At 70.6% G+C, this 17,259-nt stretch carries 16 protein-coding genes; all 16 read right to left on the bottom strand.

The features are described 5' to 3' along the window. Positions 1-27: 27 nt before the first annotated feature. Positions 28-1,143, bottom strand: a complete 1,116-nt coding sequence (gene ispG / locus ACIRU3_RS06815; protein ID WP_404052377.1) for a flavodoxin-dependent (E)-4-hydroxy-3-methylbut-2-enyl-diphosphate synthase — start codon at positions 1,141-1,143, stop codon at positions 28-30. A 4-nt stretch (positions 1,144-1,147) separates the two neighbouring features. Further along, a complete protein-coding gene (gene hpnH / locus ACIRU3_RS06810) occupies positions 1,148-2,170 on the bottom strand; it encodes an adenosyl-hopene transferase HpnH (protein WP_404052374.1) in 1,023 nt (340 codons plus the stop codon). Positions 2,171-2,175: 5 nt separating this feature from the next. Further along, positions 2,176-2,880 (bottom strand): 1-hydroxy-2-methyl-2-butenyl 4-diphosphate reductase, encoded by a 705-nt coding sequence (locus ACIRU3_RS06805; RefSeq protein WP_404052371.1) that lies wholly within the window; start codon positions 2,878-2,880, stop codon positions 2,176-2,178. Beyond that, complete coding sequence (gene shc / locus ACIRU3_RS06800) at positions 2,881-4,911, bottom strand: squalene--hopene cyclase (protein WP_404052368.1); 2,031 nt, start codon at positions 4,909-4,911, stop codon at positions 2,881-2,883. A 116-nt stretch (positions 4,912-5,027) separates the two neighbouring features. Next, complete coding sequence (locus ACIRU3_RS06795; RefSeq protein ID WP_404053180.1) at positions 5,028-6,092, bottom strand: polyprenyl synthetase family protein; 1,065 nt, start codon at positions 6,090-6,092, stop codon at positions 5,028-5,030. A gap of 71 nt (positions 6,093-6,163) precedes the next feature. Then, positions 6,164-7,585, bottom strand: a complete 1,422-nt coding sequence (hpnE, locus tag ACIRU3_RS06790; protein ID WP_404052365.1) for a hydroxysqualene dehydroxylase HpnE — start codon at positions 7,583-7,585, stop codon at positions 6,164-6,166. Further along, the gene (locus tag ACIRU3_RS06785; RefSeq protein WP_404053178.1) at positions 7,582-7,686 is read right to left on the bottom strand and encodes a DUF6380 family protein; all 105 of its coding nucleotides are present in this window, start codon (positions 7,684-7,686) and stop codon (positions 7,582-7,584) included. Before ACIRU3_RS06785 ends, hpnE begins: the two co-directional genes overlap by 4 nt. A 35-nt stretch (positions 7,687-7,721) precedes the next feature. Then, positions 7,722-8,672, bottom strand: a complete 951-nt coding sequence (gene hpnD, locus ACIRU3_RS06780; RefSeq protein ID WP_404052363.1) for a presqualene diphosphate synthase HpnD — start codon at positions 8,670-8,672, stop codon at positions 7,722-7,724. Beyond that, positions 8,669-9,595: a squalene synthase HpnC gene (gene hpnC, locus ACIRU3_RS06775; RefSeq protein ID WP_404052360.1), complete on the bottom strand. Its 927-nt coding sequence runs from the start codon at positions 9,593-9,595 to the stop codon at positions 8,669-8,671. Before hpnC ends, hpnD begins: the two co-directional genes overlap by 4 nt. A 330-nt stretch (positions 9,596-9,925) precedes the next feature. Next, entirely contained in the window at positions 9,926-10,705 is a 780-nt protein-coding gene (locus ACIRU3_RS06770) for an ABC transporter ATP-binding protein (protein ID WP_404053175.1), read from the bottom strand. A 1-nt stretch (position 10,706) separates the two neighbouring features. Next, the gene (locus tag ACIRU3_RS06765; RefSeq protein ID WP_404052357.1) at positions 10,707-11,636 is read right to left on the bottom strand and encodes an ABC transporter permease; all 930 of its coding nucleotides are present in this window, start codon (positions 11,634-11,636) and stop codon (positions 10,707-10,709) included. 104 nt (positions 11,637-11,740) lie between these two features. Next, complete coding sequence (locus tag ACIRU3_RS06760) at positions 11,741-12,613, bottom strand: glycosyltransferase family 2 protein (protein WP_404052354.1); 873 nt, start codon at positions 12,611-12,613, stop codon at positions 11,741-11,743. Between the two features lie 5 nt (positions 12,614-12,618). Further along, entirely contained in the window at positions 12,619-13,398 is a 780-nt protein-coding gene (locus ACIRU3_RS06755) for a CDP-alcohol phosphatidyltransferase family protein (protein ID WP_404052352.1), read from the bottom strand. Continuing rightward, complete coding sequence (locus ACIRU3_RS06750; RefSeq protein ID WP_404052350.1) at positions 13,376-14,437, bottom strand: iron-containing alcohol dehydrogenase family protein; 1,062 nt, start codon at positions 14,435-14,437, stop codon at positions 13,376-13,378. Before ACIRU3_RS06750 ends, ACIRU3_RS06755 begins: the two co-directional genes overlap by 23 nt. Then, positions 14,425-15,177, bottom strand: coding sequence for a sugar phosphate nucleotidyltransferase (locus ACIRU3_RS06745; RefSeq protein WP_404052347.1), 753 nt, complete (start codon positions 15,175-15,177; stop codon positions 14,425-14,427). Before ACIRU3_RS06745 ends, ACIRU3_RS06750 begins: the two co-directional genes overlap by 13 nt. Further along, positions 15,174-17,009 carry a DUF5941 domain-containing protein gene (locus tag ACIRU3_RS06740; RefSeq protein WP_404052345.1) on the bottom strand — a complete coding sequence of 612 codons (1,836 nt, stop codon included), beginning with the start codon at positions 17,007-17,009 and terminating at the stop codon, positions 15,174-15,176. Before ACIRU3_RS06740 ends, ACIRU3_RS06745 begins: the two co-directional genes overlap by 4 nt. Positions 17,010-17,259: the final 250 nt, after the last annotated feature.

The following is a 17,259-nucleotide window of genomic DNA, read 5'->3' as shown; positions in this document are numbered from 1 at the left end:
CAGGTCCGTGCCGTGCCTTGCCCCAACTCATTTCGTCTGCTCTGCGAGCTTCATGGCCTCCTCGATCAGGGTCTCCACTATCCTGGACTCGGGGACGGTCCTGACGACCTCGCCCTTGACGAAGATCTGGCCCTTGCCGTTGCCCGAGGCAACCCCGAGGTCGGCCTCACGGGCTTCTCCCGGGCCGTTGACCACACAGCCCATCACCGCGACCCGGAGCGGCACGTCCATGCCGTCCAGACCGGCCGTGACCTCGTCGGCCAGCTTGTACACGTCGACCTGGGCCCGCCCGCAGGACGGGCAGGAGACGATCTCCAGGCGCCGCTGCCGCAGACCCAGGGATTCCAGGATCTGGATGCCGACCTTGACCTCCTCGGCCGGCGGCGCCGACAGGGAGACCCGGATGGTGTCGCCGATTCCCCGCGACAGCAGCGCCCCGAAGGCCACCGCCGATTTGATCGTCCCCTGGAAGGCCGGGCCCGCCTCGGTGACGCCCAGGTGCAACGGGTAGTCGCAACTCTCGGCGAGCCTGCGGTACGCCTCGATCATCACGACCGGGTCGTTGTGCTTGACCGAGATCTTGATGTCCCTGAAGCCGTGCTCCTCGAAGAGGGACGCCTCCCACAGCGCGCTCTCGACGAGCGCCTCCGGGGTCGCCCTGCCGTGCTTCTGCAGCAGCCGCCGGTCCAGCGAGCCCGCGTTGACACCGATACGGATCGGCGTGCCGTGGTCCTTCGCGGCCCGCGCGATCTCCTTCACCTGGTCGTCGAACTTCTTGATGTTGCCCGGGTTCACCCGGACCGCCGCGCAACCCGCCTCGATGGCCGCGAACACGTACTTCGGCTGGAAGTGGATGTCCGCGATCACCGGGATCTGCGACTTGCGGACGATGGTCGCCAGAGCGTCCGCGTCGTCCTGCGTGGGGCAGGCGACGCGGACGATCTGGCAGCCGGACGCGGTCAGTTCGGCTATCTGCTGCAGGGTGGCGCCGATGTCCGACGTGCGGGTCGTCGTCATCGACTGCACCGACACCGGGGCTCCGCCCCCGACCGCCACCGGACCGACGTGGATCTGCCGCGATACGCGCCGCGGTGCGACCGGCCGCGCCGGTACCTCGGGGACGCCCAAGGGGACGGCGGTCATGGCGTCAGTCCCGGTTTCCGGCGACGGTCTCGCGCATGGCCCGCAGCGACTCCTTCAGGGAGCCCATCGTGGCGAGGACGGCGGTGGGCTCGTAGCCGCAGTGCGCCATGCAGTTGGCGCAGCGCGGGTCCTTGCCGCGGCCGTACTTGTCCCAGTCGGTCTCCTCGACCAGCTCGCGGTACGTCGGCACGTACCCGTCGCTCATCAGGTAGCAGGGCCGCTGCCAGCCGAAGAGCGAGTAGTTCGGGATCGCCCACGCGGTGCACGGGAAGTCGACCTTGCCCTCCAGGAAGTCCAGGAAGAGCGGGGAGTGGTTGAGCCGCCAGCGCCTGCGGTTGCCGCCGGCGAAGGCCTTCTTGAACAGCTCGCGGGTCTGCTCGACACCGAGGAAGTGCTCCTGGTCGGGCGCCTTCTCGTAGGCGTAGGCGGGCGAGATCATCATCTCGTCCACCTCCAGGTCGTCATTGAGGAAGTTGAGGACCTCGATGATGGTCTGCGGGGTGTCGGTGTTGAAGAAGGTGGAGTTGGTGGTCACCCGGAAGCCGCGCCGCTTGGCCTCCTTGATGGCCTCCACCGCCTCGTCGAACACACCCTCCTTCGCCACGGACTCGTCGTGCCGCTCGCGCAGCCCGTCGATGTGCACCGCGAACGCGAAGTAGGGCGAGGGCCGGAACTTGTCCATCTTCTTGCGCAGCAACATGGCGTTGGTGCACAGGAAAACGTATTTCCGCTTGGCCACCAGCTGGCGCACGATCTCGTCGATCTGCGGGTGCATCAACGGTTCTCCACCCGCGATGGACACCATCGGCGCCCCTGATTCGAGCACCGCTCCCACGGCCTGCGCGACGGGCATACGCTGCTTGAGCACGCCGGCCGGGTGCTGGATCTTGCCGCAGCCCTCGCACTTGAGATTGCAGGCGAAGAGCGGTTCCAGCTCGACGATGAGCGGAAACTTGTCCCGCCTGCGGACCTTCTGTTCAGCCAGGTATGTAGCGACCTTGATGGACTGACGCAGCGGCATGGCCATCTGGCTCACCTCCGGGGGAGCAACAAAGAACGGTGCCATTCGAAAAAAGCGGGAAGGATGGAACGAAGGACACGGAAGGCTGATATTCCACCGCGCACCGTGCCGATCCGGACGAGTTCATGTTCTGGAGCGTCCACGACCACCCGTACGGCCGCAACGGGGCGCTCGCCCGTGCGCACGGCGCTCAGGAGCGTGGCCGCGGACTCCATGTCGACCGCGATCGCGCCGGTCGCGAACAGGTCGGACCGTTCGTGACCTCGGACGACGTGGTCGGAGCCGGTGACGGGACCGGTGTGGACCGTACGCCCGGGCAGCAGGCGCACCAGTTCCTTGACCAGCAGATCGGTGCCGACGCACGGGACGGTCCCGTGCGGGTACCGGGTCTCCTCGGCGACGACCAGGTCGCCGGGGTGCATTCCGGGGGCGAGCCCGGCGCAGAAGCCGGTGGCCAGCACGGCCGCATCGGCCAGCGCCGGATCGGCGAGAAGCCGGGTGACGGAGCGTTCCGCCGCCCTGGGGCCCATGCCCGTACGGACGAAGGTGAACGGCCCGCCGGCGCCCCACTTGTTCGGTTCGGCTCCGGGACGCCGAGGGCCGGTGCCGAGAGCGCCCCTCCGCCTCACACCGCGGTCGCCGGTGCGCAGGGCGAGGTGCTCGATGCCGAGCGCGCAGGCGATCAGCAGCGGGGCCGGGGCGGGCTGGGCGCTCATTCAGGTCCCCTTGACCTCGGAGAGCGGCTTCCTGGCCCTGGCGAGCGGCTGCCGGTCGAAGGGGTCGCCGTGCAGATACCGGCCGAGCGCGGTGAGCGGGAAGACCTGCCGGTAGAGGTGGTAGTTGATGGAGAAGTCCCACGGGAAGCCGGTACCGGTGAAGTACGGCTCGTCCCAGGAGCCGTCCTCCCGCTGGGTCCGGGCCAGCCAGTGGATGCCGCGCTCGACGGCCTTGGAGTCCTTCTCCCCCGCCGCGAGCAACGCCATCAGCGCCCATGCGGTCTGCGAGGCGGTGGAGGCGCCGCGCCCGCTCCACTCCCTGACGTACTTGTAGGAGCGCAGATCCTCGCCCCAGCCGCCGTCCTCGTTCTGGACGTTCTCCAGCCAGGTCACCGCCCGCCGGATCGCGGGGTGGGAGGCGGGCAGTCCGGCCGCTGTCAGGGCCGGCACCACCGAGCCGGTGCCGTAGACGTAGTTGACGCCCCAGCGCCCGAACCACGAGCCGTCCGGCTCCTGTTCGGCCAGCAGCCACTCGATGCCGCGGCGGGTGCGCGGGTCGTGGGACAGTCCCTCGGCGGCCAGCATCTCGACCACGTGCGCGGTGACGTCCGCGGACGGCGGGTCGATGACCTCGCCGAAGTCACAGAACGGCAGCCGGTTCGGGAACGGGCTGGTGTTGTCGACGTCGAAGGCGCCCCACCCGCCGTTCTTCGACTGCATCCCGAGGTTCCAGCGCACCGCGCGGCCGATGACCCGGTCCATCCGCTCGGGGTCGTGGTGCCTGACCCGGCGCAGCGCGAGGGCGACCTCGGCGGTGTCGTCGATGTCCGGGTAGTTGTCGTTGTGGAACTCGAAGGCCCAGCCGCCCGGCGGGAGCTGGGGACGCTTCACGGCCCAGTCGCCGGGCCGGACGATCTCCTCGCCGAGCATCCAGTCGGCCGCCTTGACCAGTTGCGGATGGTCGGCGGGCAGGCCGGCGTCGCTGAGCGCGATGGCGGCGAGGCAGGTGTCCCACACCGGGGACTGGCAGGCCTCGATCATCCGGGCGCCGTCCTCGCGCCGGACGGCGAAACGGTCCAGCGACGCGAGGCCCTCGCGCATCACCGGGTGCTGGAGGTCGTAGCCGAGCAGGTGCAGGGCGATCACCGAGTACACGGCCGGGGGCTGGATGCCGCCCCAGCAGCCGTCGTTCTCCTGGCGTTCGATGATCCAGCGGGCCGCCGAGTTCATCGCGGCCTTGCGCAGTCTGCGCGGGGCGACCTTGCGCAGCTGGTGCAGCGCCTTGTCCAGACGCTGGAAGGCGCCGTCCCAACTCGCCACCGGAGCCAGCGGCTTGGGCGGGTTGGGGTTCGCCGGGTCGGTGTGCAGCTCGTCCAGCGGGAAGGGCGCCGGGCGCACCGGGCGCTTGGCCGAGACGATGGTCAGCGGCACGATGGTCTGCCGGGCCCAGCAGCCGAAGTCGTAGATGTTGAGCGGCATCCAGCTCGGGAAGTAGATGAGTTCCGGCGGGAGTTCGGGCAGGTCCTCCCACTTCCACCAGCCGAACAGGGCGAGCCAGATCCGGGTGAACACCCGGGAGGCGGCGATGCCGCCGCGCTCACGGATCCAGGCGGACGCCTTCGCCATGTGCGGGTCGTCGGGCGCGTCCCCGGCCAGGCGCAGGGCGACGTACGCCTCGATGGTGGTGGACAGTTCGCCGGGCCCGCCGTAGAAGGTGGCCCAGGTGCCGTCCTCGCGCTGCTCGCCGCGGATGAACAGAGCGGCGGCCCGCGTCGTCTCCTCGTCGCGGATCCCCAGGAACTGACGGAGCAGCAGATCCTCGGCGTCCATGGTGACGTTCGTCTCGAGGTCGCCCTTCCACCAGCCCTCGGGGTCCTGCCGGGCGAGCAGGAAGTCGGTGGCGCGCCGTGCGGCGCCTTCGGCGGCTTCTTGTACCCCGGCCGCCGCGGGGGTGGTGATGTCGGTGTCGCTGGCCGAGGCCGCGCGGGGCGGAATGGTCGCTCCGGTGCTTCCGTCGGTCGTCGCTGTCATGGCTTCCCCTTCGTGCAGTCGTGCGAGTCGTGCTGCTGTGGGTCCGCCGTCGGCCGGTGTCCGTCGTCCCTCGGCACCGGCCGGCGACTAAGCGAGGGGTATTCGACCGATAACGATCATCTCTTTCGTACGACGACGAAGTCGGCGAGTGCTGTGAAGGCGGCCCGTACCCGGTCGGGCATGTCGACGGCGTCGAGGGCTTCGATGGCGATGGTGTGCTGACGGCGCGCTTCCTCGGCCGTCCACTCACGCCCGCCCGCCTTCTCGATGAGGGCGGCGCGGGCCGCGAACTCCGCCTCGGAGAAGTTCTCGAAGTCGCTGCTCTTGGCGTCGGCGGCGAGGATCTCGCCGAGCCGCTCGGAGGCGGAGCCGCCCGCCGCGAGCGCGGCCACCACCGGGAGGGACTTCTTGCGCTGGCGCAGGTCGCTCCAGGTCTGCTTGCCGGTGGCCTCCGGATCGCCCCAGATGCCGAGAAGGTCGTCGACGGCCTGGAAGGCGAGGCCGAGGTGGTAGCCGTACTTCTCCAGCGTGTCCGCGGTGTGGTCGTCGGCACCGCCGAGCACCGCGCCGATGGAGCTGGAGGCGGCGAGCAGGGCGCCGGTCTTGTTGCCCTCCATCTCCAGGCACTCCTCGACGCTGACGCGGTCGCGGTGCTCGTAGGAGATGTCCTGTGCCTGACCGTCGATCAGGGCGCGGGTGGCGGTGGTCAGACGGCGGGTGGCACGGCCGGCCTCGACGGTGCCGAGTTCCAGCAGTACCTCGTTGGCGAGGGCGAACAGGGCGTCGCCGACGAGGATGGCCTGGGCGGGGCCGTGCACCTTCCAGACCGTGTCGCGGTGCCGGCGCTGCTCGTCGCCGTCCATCAGGTCGTCGTGCAGCAGCGAGAAATTGTGCACGAGTTCGACGGCGACGGCGCCGGGGATGCCCACCTCGGGTGCGGCGCCGGTGACCTCGGCGGAGAGGACGGCAAGGGCGGGACGCACGGCCTTGCCGCCGTCACCGTCGGCCGGGTTGCCGGCGGCGTCGATCCAGCCGAAGTGGTAGGCGGCGACGGTGTCCATGGGAGGCGCAAGGCGGTCGACGGCCGCACGCAGTACCGGTGTGGCCAGGGTCCGGCCGCGCTCCAGAAGCGCGGTCACGTCCACCGCGGTCCTCCGATCGGGCATCGAGGCCGGGGGCACAGTGGGCACAGTCTCTCCTCTAGTTGCGGTACCGGGGGTGCGGGGGCCTGCCGCCGGCTGCTGATCGAGCATCAGGCCGCCTCCTCGAACTCGAAGAGTCGGCGGGGGCGGGGCCGGCCCAGGGCGCTCAGCGCGGCATCGGCCGCGCTCACTCCACTGCGGACCGCACTCTCCATGGTCGCGGGCCACCCGGTGGCGGTCCACGCTCCGGCCAGGTACAGGCCGGGTGTTTTGGTACGGGCGCCGGGCCGCAGCCGCCCGACGCCGGGGGTGGGGGCGAACGTGGCCGTGCGCTCCCGGGTCACGAAGAAGTCCTTCACCACGGCACCGCGCGTACCCGGAAGCAGTCGCTCCAGCTCGGGCAGGTAGCGCTCGCGCAGCGCGGCGACCGGCGCCTCGATCTCGTCCTGCGCGGCCGACTGGGACAGCGCCAGGTACTGCCCCTCGCCGAGCCCGGACGCGTCCGTCCGGTCGAAGACCCACTGCACGGGGGTGCCGAGGGCGGCGAAGAAGGGCCTGGCGAGCACCTTGCGGTCGTAGACGACGTGCACGTTGAGGATCGGAGCGGCGCCGATCCGCAGCAGCTGTTCGGGGGCGTCGAGGGCACCGGGGGGCAGCAGGTCGTGCGTCTCGCGCTGGGGTACGGCGAGGACGACCGCGTCGGCCTGAAGTGTCTCGCCGGGAACCTGAACGCTCCAGGTCCCGTTTTCGTTGGTAGAGACGGAGGTGACGCGTGTACGGACCTCGGTACGGACGCCCGCGGAGTCGAGCGCCTTGCGGGCCAGCCGGTCGTGCAGTTCGCCCAGCGGGACGTGGGCCCAGCCGATGTCGGCTGCGCCCGGGTCGGACAGCAGGCCGGTCTTGAACACCATCGCGGCGAGCCCCAGCGAGGCGTCGCCCGCGACCGCGTTGAGGGTGGCGACCCCGACCAGGTCCCACAGGGCCTCGACGGCACGCGCCGACTGGCCGTGGGCGGCCAGCCAGCTGCCGAAATCCTGTGTGTCCAGAGTCGGATCGGCGAGGTCGAGCCCCTTGAGCGCGAGCGCGGCACGCCCGACCGCGGCACGCTCGGCGAGCGAGAGATGCGGGTAGGTGGCCAGGCTCCGGCCCAGATGCAGGGGTACGGGCAGGGCATCGCGCCGCAGTCTGCCGAGCCGCCGTCCCTCGGGCCGGTTCACGTCGAGTACGGGCACGTCGAGACGATCCTGCAGCGGTGCCAGCCCCGTGCCCTCGATGCGGTCGAGGAACCAGCGGTAGGCGGTGCAGCAGCGCAGGTACACGTGCTGGCCGTTGTCGACGGTCAACTCGCCGCGCTGGAAGGAGAAGGCGAGGCCGCCCAGTCTCGGCCTGCCTTCGAGCAGCGTGACCCGGACGCCCGCGTCGGCGAGCGCGAGCGCCGCGGTGATGCCTGCGAGGCCGCCGCCGACCACGACGGCACTGCGCGCTGCCGGGGTGTCGGCATGCGCCTCCGTGTGGCGTGAGCCGTCGCTCATCGTGCGTCCTTCCGTGCGTGCCGAGCGTGCTGGATGAACGGTGCACGGTCGGCCGTCGCAGTCAGGGACGCCACGCCGCAGCGGAGGGTTGCCCGCCGCATCGGGCCCTCGGAGCCGGACTGGTCCACGCAGACCATCAGACGCGCCTCCTGACGGTCCGCCTGGACACATGCCGGGTGTCGAGGCCGGACAGTCCGCGAACGGCGACGTAGGCCTTCTCCCGTCCGGGCAGCGAGACCCGGCCGCGCAGCACGGCCTCCGGGTCGCGCTCGATGCGGTCCAGCAGCCGGCGGTAGATGCCGGCCATGGCGGCGACACAGGCGCCGCTGCGCCGGTCCAGCATGGGGAGAAGCCGGTAGCCCTCGGCGAAAAGGGCGCGGGCCCGTCGCACTTCGAAGTGCACGAGGCCCGCGAAGTCGGAGCCCTCCGGCGGGGTCGGCCCGTTGAACCCGGCCGAGCAGCCGAACTTGGCGAGGTCGTCGGCGGGCAGATAGGTACGACCGCCCTCGGCGTCCTCGCGGACGTCTCTGAGGATGTTGGTGAGCTGGAGCGCGAGACCGAGCGTGTCGGCATACTCGGGCGCGCGCTCGACGCCGCGCGCCCCCGGTTCCGTGCCGAACACACCGAGCGAGAGACGGCCGATGGCGCCGGCCACGCAGCGGCAGTAGACCTTCAGGTCGTCCCAGGTCTCGTAGGTCTCCCCGCGCACGTCCATCTGGACGCCGTCGATCAGCTCGTCCAGGCCCCCCAGCGGGATCGGGAACGCACGGGCGGCATGGGTGAGGGCGACGGCCACCGGGTCGGTGTCGTCCTCCTCGACGCCGCCCTCGCGGACCCGGGTGAGCAGCGCCCGGGTGTCCTCCAGGCGCGCCACCTTGACCTCGCCCGGCAGGTCGCCGTCACCGATGTCGTCGACACGCCGGGAGAAGGCGTACAGCGCCGACATGGCGCGGCGCTTGGGCGTCGGCAGCAGCCGGATGCCGTACGCGAAGTTACGGGCCTGCTGTCCGGTGACGGCCTCGCAGTAGCTGTAGGCGGCGAGTACCGGTGCGGACACGTGCGGGACTGACTCCACGGTCCGGATCACCCCTCTCCTCGCAGGGTCACGCCCACCTCACGCAGCAACTGGACCTTGCCGGGTCGGGGCGGGCCGGGAAGTACGTCGTATTCCGCGGCGGCGATCGCCCGGATCGCCGCCCTTCCCCCCGCCACGAACCCCGCGAGCAGCAGCTTCAACCTGCCGTGGACGCTACCCACCAGGGGGGCGCCTTCATTCAGCAGATCGCGGGCGCGTTGTGCTTCGTATGCAACCAGGGCGCGCACCGATGCGCCCGTGGTTTTTGTGGCGAGATCCGTTTCCTGGACGTGGAAGCGCTTCATGTCCTCGGCAGGCAGATAGATCCGGTCGCGGCCGAGGTCCTCGGCGACGTCCTGGAGGTGTTCCACGATCTGCAGTGCGGTGCAGATCGCGTCGGACAGGCGGATCCGCTCGGGGGTCGAGGTGCCGGTGACGGCGAGAACGAGGCGGCCGACGGGGTTGGCGGACAGTTCGCAGTAGGCCAGGAGGTCGTCGTAGGTCTCGTACCGCGTGACGAGCTGGTCCTGCCGGTTGGCGGCGATCAGGCCGAGGAAGGGCTCGGGAGTGAGAGCGCGGCGGCGGACGGTCGGCTGCAGTCGGCGGAGCAGAGGGTGACGGGGCGTGCCGTCGAAAACACGCCGCAGATCGGCCTCGAAGGCGTCGAGGAGGACCAGGCGGTCCTCGGCCTCGGCGGCCGGCACACCGAGGACGCGCGCGTCGGCTCCGCCGGGGGCCAGGTCTCCGTCGCCGATGTCATCCACCAGCCGGGCGAATCCGTACACGGCCATGAGGTCGTCGCGCCACGCCCGGGGCAGAAAGAAGGGGGCCACGGGGAAGTTCTCGCTCGTAGCCTTGTCCAGCGTGGCGCGTTCCAGTCCGGGCGCCGTGTCGGTTCCCGTCACCGTGCACTGCCCGGGGCGGGGACGGCACATGCTGCGTTGAGCTGGGGAGTTTCCGTAGCCATTGCCGTCACATCTCCCGTTCTACACCGCCGACCCAATACACACTATTTCGGACACGCCGCCCGGCCGTCCGGCGGGGTCGCCCGGCGAGGGTGTCGCGCATTATGGCCCTACTTGCCGCTTTCCGGCACCGGTACAGCTTACGTTGTACAACGCGGCACGGTCCGTCGGGGTGTCCTGCACATCACAACAACACACCGATTGGCGTCAAGATTCCTACGGGCGCCCGGAGTTGACGTTTCCTTTGCAGACGCAGGGCCCCGCCGGACGGTTCTCCGGCGGGGCCCTGGCCGAAACGGGTCACTTGCCCGTGAACTTCTCGTATTCCTTGAGGACCTCTTCGGTCGGGCCGTCCATGCGCAGCTCGCCGCGTTCCAGCCACAGGACGCGATTGCAGGTGTCGCGGATGGACTTGTTGTTGTGACTGACCAGAAACACCGTGCCGGCCTCCGTGCGCAGTTCCCGGATGCGCTCCTCGGAGCGCTTCTGGAACTTGCGGTCGCCGGTGGCCAGCGCCTCGTCGATCATGAGGACGTCGTGGTCCTTGGCCGCGGCGATGGAGAAACGCAGCCGGGCCGCCATGCCCGAGGAGTAGGTGCGCATCGGCAGGGTGATGAAGTCGCCCTTCTCGTTGATGCCCGAGAAGTCGACGATCTCCTGGTAGCGCTCCTTGATCTGCTCACGGGACATGCCCATGGCGAGCCCGCCGAGGATGACGTTGCGCTCGCCGGTGAGGTCGTTCATCAGGGCCGCGTTCACGCCGAGCAGCGACGGCTGGCCGTCGGTGTAGACCTTGCCCTGCTCGGCGGGCAGCAGCCCGGCGATGGCGCGCAGCAGGGTGGACTTGCCGGAGCCGTTGGAGCCGATCAGGCCGATGGCCTCGCCGCGGTAGGCGACGAAGGAGACGCCCCTGACGGCGTGCACCTTGCGCACGCCCCGCTCCTCGCCGCGCTTGACGATGCGGCTGAGGGCGGCCGTCGCGCTGCCCTTGCCCGTCTTCGCGCCGTTGACCCGGTAGACGATGTGCAGGTCGTCCGCGATGACCGTGGGGCGCGGGTCCACGGTGTCCTGGGGATTCAGCTCAGCCACGGCCGTACCTCTCCTCCGCCTTCCAGAAGTACACGAACCCGCCGGCGAAGGCGACCACGGCCCAGAACAGGGCGATGGCCCACACGTGCGGCGGCAGGTTCGAGGCGCCGTACCCGTCGATCAGCGCGAAGCGCATCAGGTCCATGTAGATCGCGGCCGGGTTCACCTGCAGCAGGCGGACCACCCACTCGGGACGGCCCTCCATCATCTTGCTGATGGAGAACATGACGCCGGATGCGTACATCCAGGTCCGCAGGACGAACGGCATCAGCTGGGCAAGGTCGGGCGTCTTGGCGCCCATGCGGGCCACGATCATCGCGAGACCGGTGTTGAACAGGAACTGCAGCACCAGGACCGGCACGATCAGCAGCCAGGACAGGCTCGGGTAGCTGCCGAAGCCGACCGCAACGACGAACATCACGATCATCGAGAAGAGCAGTTGCTGCAGCTGCTGCAGCGAGAAGGAGATGGGCAGCGAGGCGCGCGGGAAGTGCAGGGCGCGCACCAGACCCAGGTTGCCGGAGATGGCACGGACGCCCGACATGAGCGAGCTCTGCGTGAAGGTGAAGACGAACACACCCGTGACCAGGAACGGGATGTACACGTCCTTGGACATGCCCCGGCTCGCGTGCAGGATGACGCCGAAGATGAAGTAGTACACGCCCGCGTTCAGCAGCGGGGTCGCCACCTGCCACAGCTGGCCGAGCTTGGCCTGGCTGTACTGCGCGGTCAGCTTCGCCTGGGAGAAGGCGAGGATGAAGTGGCGCCGCCCCCACAGCTGCCTTACGTACTCACCGAGCGAAGGCCGGGCACCGCTCACGGCGAGCCCGTACTTGGCGGCGAGCTGCGCCGCCGTCAGTCCCTCGTCGGGCGACGGGGCCGCGGTCACCGCGACACCGCCGTCGTGCGTTGTCTCACTCACAGGTGGAAGCTTTCGTCTTCGACTACGTCGTGTTCTTCGTTTCGCGTGCGCCGGACCGGTCCTCGGGCACGCCCGGAGCGCGCGGCCCCGCACGGTCGAGCTTCTCAGATGACGGGAGGCCGGCCCAGCCGGGTCAGCCGCCACACGGTACGCCACCGCATGGGGCGGCGGGGGCCGGCCGGAGTGGTCCAGCCCTCCTTGAAGCCGCCGAACCAGGCTTTCAGGGCCGGTCCCGAGGGGCGGCGCAGCAGCGTGAGCAGCATCCAGACCCCGAGATAGACGGGGACCAGGAGCGCGGGGAGGTTGCGGCGGGCCAGCCAGACCCGGTTGCGGGCGACCATGCGGTGGTACACCGCGTGCCGCGAGGGAGCGGTCGTCGGGTGGTACAGCACCATGTCGGCGCGGTAGTCGATCATCCAGCCCGCGTCGAGGGCCCGCCATGCCAGGTCGGTTTCCTCGTGGGCGTAGAAGAACTCGTCGGGGAGCCCGCCGACCTCGGCGAAGACCTGGGTGCGTACGGCGTTGGCGCCGCCGAGGAAGGTGGTGACCCGGGAGGAGCGCATCGGGTCGGAGGCGCGCAGCCTCGGTACGTGCCGGCGCTGGGTCTCGCCCGTGTCCGGGTCGGCGATGCGGAAGCTGATGATGCCGAGCTTCGGGTCGGCCTCGAACGCCTCACGGCACAGCTCGGCGGTGTCGTGGCGGGCGAGCAGGCCGTCGTCGTCAAGGAAGAGCAATATGTCGACATCGCGGCCGCTGGGGCCGAAGGCCTCTATGCCGACGTTGCGGCCGCCGGGGATGCCCAGGTTCTCGGGCAGCTCGATGGTCCGCACGCCCTCGGGTACGTCCGGGACGGGCGAGCCGTTGCCGACGACGACGACCTCGACGCCGTCGCCGTCCTGCTTGGCGACGGAGTCGAGCAGCGCCCTGAGCTCCTCGGGCCTGTTGCCCATGGTGATGATGACCGCGCCGACCTTCATGCCGCTCACCTCAGCCTGCTGGACGCGAGGATGGACACCAGGTGCAGCACGGTCTGCAGCAGGGCGATGCCGGCGAGCACAGCGGTGCCGAGCCGGGTGAAGAACAGGTCGCCGCGTACCTGGTCCGCGATCGCGAGGACCAGGATCAGCAGCGAGGCCTCGATGCCGAGGATCAGCCGGTGGAACTTCAGCGCGGCGGCGGCGCGGCGGGCCAGCGCCATGCCGGAGGAGCGCGGCTCGGCCGCCGACTCCTTGACGGGCGCCATCCCGGCCTGGTGCCGGGCGACGCCGACGAGGTCGGTCTCGGCCTTGATCAGGATCGCGCCGAGGGCGGCCAGGGTGCCCAGGAAGGCCCACAGCCAGTCGATGCGCCCGCTCCCCCACAGGTCGGCGGCGCGCAGGCCGAGGCCGACCAGGACGGCCGCGTCGGTCAGGTACGCGCCGACCCGGTCCAGATAGACCCCGCCGAGCGAGTACTGCTTCTTCCAGCGGGCGATCTCGCCGTCGACGCAGTCAAGCAGCAGATACAGCTGGGTGGCGACCACGCCGAGCACGGCGCCCGGGATCCCCGGCACCAGCAGGGCCGGGGCCGCGAGCACGCCGCAGACGGTCATCAGGTACGTGAGCTGGTTGGGCGTGACCCTGGTGTTCACCAGGTAGCGGTCGACGCGCAGGGACACCTCACGCATGTAGAGGCGTCCCGCCCAGTGCTCACCGCTGCGCCGGTCCTTCACCCCTGCGGGGTGAACGACCGGTCGGAGTTCAGCTACCGATGGCCTTGACATAGTCGGCGTAGATGTCCTTGATCTGGTTCGTCTTGAGGTCGAGGTGTTCGAGGATCGTGTAGCGGCCGGGCCTGGTCTCCGGGGCGAACTCCACGGCGCGGACGAACTCGTCCACCGTGAAGCCGATCTCCTCCGGCAGCACCGGAAGCCCGTGCCGGCGCAGTACCTCGGCCATGTACGCCGACTCCTCGTGCGCTCCGCGCAGGTACATCGCGAAGGCGGCGCCGAGCCCGCACTGCTCGCCGTGGCTGGCGGCGCGCTTGGGGAAGAGCAGGTCGAAGGCGTGGTTGATCTCGTGGCAGGAGCCCGAGGCGGGCCGGGAGTCGCCCGAGATCGACATCGCGATTCCGGTGAGGACCAGCGCCTCGGCGAGCACCTGGAGGAAGTCGTTGTCCCCGATGCCGCCGGGGTGCCTGAGCACCGCCTCGCCTGCCTGGCGGGCCATGGCCGCGGCGAGGCCGTCGATCTTCTCGCCGTTGACCCGGTTGGACAGCTCCCAGTCCGCGATCGAGTTGATGTTGGAGATCGCGTCGCCGATGCCGGCCCGCACGAAGCGCGCCGGTGCCTCGCGGATCACGTCCAGGTCGATGACGACCGCGATCGGGTTCGGCACACCGTAGGAGCCACGCCCGGCGTCGTTGTCGAGCGTGGCGACCGGCGAGCACAGGCCGTCGTGCGCGAGGTTCGTCGGTACGGCGACCAGGGGCAGGCCGACCCGGGCCGCGGCGAACTTGGCGCAGTCGATGATCTTGCCGCCGCCGAGTCCGACCACGGCGTCGTAATGGCCGGCCTTTATGTCGCCGGCCAGCCGTACGGCGTCGTCGAGGGTGCCGCCGCCGACCTCGTACCAGCTGGCGCCGGGCAGCGAGGGGGCGATGCGCTCGCGCAGCTTCGCGCCGGAGCCGCCGCTGACGGCGATGGCGAGCCGGCCGGACTGCGAGATGCGCTCGTCGGCGAGGACACAGGCCAGGTCCTCGAGGGCACCCGGGCGGATGTCCACGACGACCGGCGAGGGAATGAGCCGGGTCAGTACTGGCACGCGATCTCCCGTCCGCGGGCGAGATCGTCGTGGTTGTCGATCTCCACCCACTGAACGTCGCCGATCGGCGCGACGTCGATCTTGAAGCCTCGGTTCACCAGCTCCTGGTAACCGTGCTCGTAGAACTGCTGCGGGTCGGTCTCCCAGACCGTCTTCAGCGCGTCGGCCAGCTCGGGGGCGGCATCGCCCTCGATCAGGGTGACACCGATGTACTCGCCGGTCGCCTCGGCGGGATCCATCAGCTTGGTGATCTTCCGGACGCCCTTGGCGGGGTCCACGACGACCTTCATCTCCTCGTCCGCGAGGGACTTCACGGTGTCCAGGGCGAGGATGATCCGCTTGCCCTCGCCGCGCGCGGCGAGCAGCGTCTTCTCGACGGAGACCGGGTGGACGGTGTCGCCGTTGGCGAGGATCACACCGTCCTTGAGGGCGTCACGTCCGCACCACAGGGAGTAGGCGTTGTTCCACTCCTCGGCCTTGTCGTTGTCGATCAGGGTGAGCTTGAGGCCGTACTTCTCCTCGAGGGCCGCCCTGCGCTCGTACACGGCTTCCTTGCGGTAGCCGACGATGATCGCGACCTCGGTCAGGCCGATCTCGGCGAAGTTGGCGAGGGTCAGGTCCAGAACCGTGGGTTCGCCCTCTATGCCAGCGGGCCCCACCGGCACCAGAGCCTTGGGAAGGCTGTCGGTGTAGGGGCGCAGACGCCGTCCGGCGCCGGCCGCCAGCACGAGGCCGATCATGCGGGTTCTCCTTCATCGTGTACGGCGGGCGCCCCAGCGGACACCCAGAAGCGGATGCTCTCGACGAGCACCAGCAGGGCGACGGCCACGGCGAGGACCGTGAGCGCGACCTTGAACTGCGAGGCGGTGAGCGCCGCGGCCAGGACGGTGACGAGCAGCGTCCGACCCTCGTGCCCCCCGATGACGCGCACCAGCCAGGCCGGGGGTGCTCCGGCGTTGCCGCGGATGCGGTACACCGTGTCGTAGTGATGGTAGGCGACGGCGGCCACCAGGCCGAAAGCCGCAGGAAGGGCCCCGTTTACCCCTGCTTTACTCGCGAGGGCGAGCACGGTGCCGTACTCGGCGGCCCGGAAGACGGGCGGGACCAGCCAGTCGAGGGCGCCCTTGAGGGGGCGGGCGACGGCGAGGGCCGAGGTGAGGACGTACACGGCGGCGCCGATGACCGGCAGCACCCCGCCGAAGCCGGTGAGCGCGGAGCAGGCCACGACGACGGCCCCGCCCAGGAGGGCGACGGCAGGGACGGCAAGCCCCGGCAGGCCCCTCTTGACCAGGCGCGTCAGACTCTCGGCGAGCGGACCCGAGTCGGCGAGGTCCGCCAGCGCCCGGGCGGCCCGGTCGGTCCTCCTCGCCTTGCGGGTCAGCGACCGCAGCACACGGCCCGCCGTGGTGTACGTCGCGGCGAAGGCGCAGCCGATCAGCAGCACGTAGAACGTGATGCGGGGGGTGGTGGCCGCCGTGAGGACGGCGATCATCGCCCAGCGCTCGCCGATGGGCAGGACGATCATCCGCCGCACCCAGACCGTCCAGCCGACGCTGTCCAGCCTGTCGGAGAGGGCGGCGGTGGGGCTGGTGTTGGCGGCGGCGTCGTGGTTGGCCTCGTTGAAGGAGAAGTCCACGACGTGCCGGCAGGTCTGCAGGATCATCGCGCCGAGGGCGAGGGCCCACACGTCGTCGCCGCCGCGGGCCGCGCCGAGGGCGAGGCCGGCGTAGTAGGCGTACTCCTTGGCCCGGTCGAAGGTGGCGTCCAGCCAGGCGCCGAGCGTGGAGTACTTCAGGGCGTAGCGCGCGAGCTGGCCGTCGGTGCAGTCCAGGACGAAGGAGGCGATCAGCAGCAGGCCGGCCGCGATGAACCCGCCCCGGGTGCCCGTCGCCGCGCAGCCCGCCGCGATCAGGGCGGTGAGCAGCGAGGCCGTGGTGACCTGGTTGGGGGTCAGGCCCCGGCGGGCGCACCAGCGGGCGATGTAGCGCGAGTACGGGCTGATGAAGAACGTGGTGAAGAAGCCGTCGCGGGACTTCACGGCCGACTTCAGCCGGACCGCCTCGTCGTCGACGGCCGCGACGGCCTGCCGGGCCTCGTTGCGGGCCTGCGGGTCGGCCGGGACGGCGGCGACCAGGCTGCCCAGCTCGGGCCGGTGGACCTCGCTGCCGTCGGCGTCGAGGGCGGTGACGACGCGGTCGGCGACGCTGTCGACGTCCCCCACGCTCGACTTCGCTCGCGCGGGGGCGCCCCCATGTGCCGTGCCGCCGCCGGCGGAGGTCTCGCGGGCCAGCGCCCGGGTCAGCGCCTGCCGGGCGGCGGGCTGGGCGGTGACGGCGCCGGGGACGGCGGCGAGCGGGAAGCGCGGGTCGGTGAGGCCGAGGCGCAGGGCGTGCGGGTGGCCGACGAAGCGGGCGTCGACCAGGGCCACGCGCCGGTCGGCCGGGACCGCCGCGAGCAGGACCTCGGCCTCGGAGGCGTCGGCGGCCGCGCGCACGTCGAAGCCGAGGGACCGCAGATCGTTCTCGAGCGACGATCCGGGCACCGGCTGACCGGTGACGATGGCGGTCGACAACCGAACTCACTCCCTGGGTGCCGGCGCATCGGCACCGGTCTTTTGCGTGGTGGGGCGCCCCTGACCTGCGGCACCCGGGCGGCATGTCGGCAGAGGCTATCGGATGGGCCGAGGCCCGTGTTCACCGGCCGTTCACGGCCCGGTCCACGGGGGCTGCCCCGGCCTTTGCCGCGATCATCATCGGTGATCCCGGGCCCGCCCCACAAACCGTGGGGGCAGACCCGGGCATCCCCCGGCATCACGGACACGC

Origin of the sequence: Streptomyces sp. NPDC101151 (assembly GCF_044768335.1) — a bacterium.
Lineage (GTDB): Bacteria > Actinomycetota > Actinomycetes > Streptomycetales > Streptomycetaceae > Streptomyces.
This window is presented reverse-complemented; position numbering and strand designations above follow the sequence as displayed.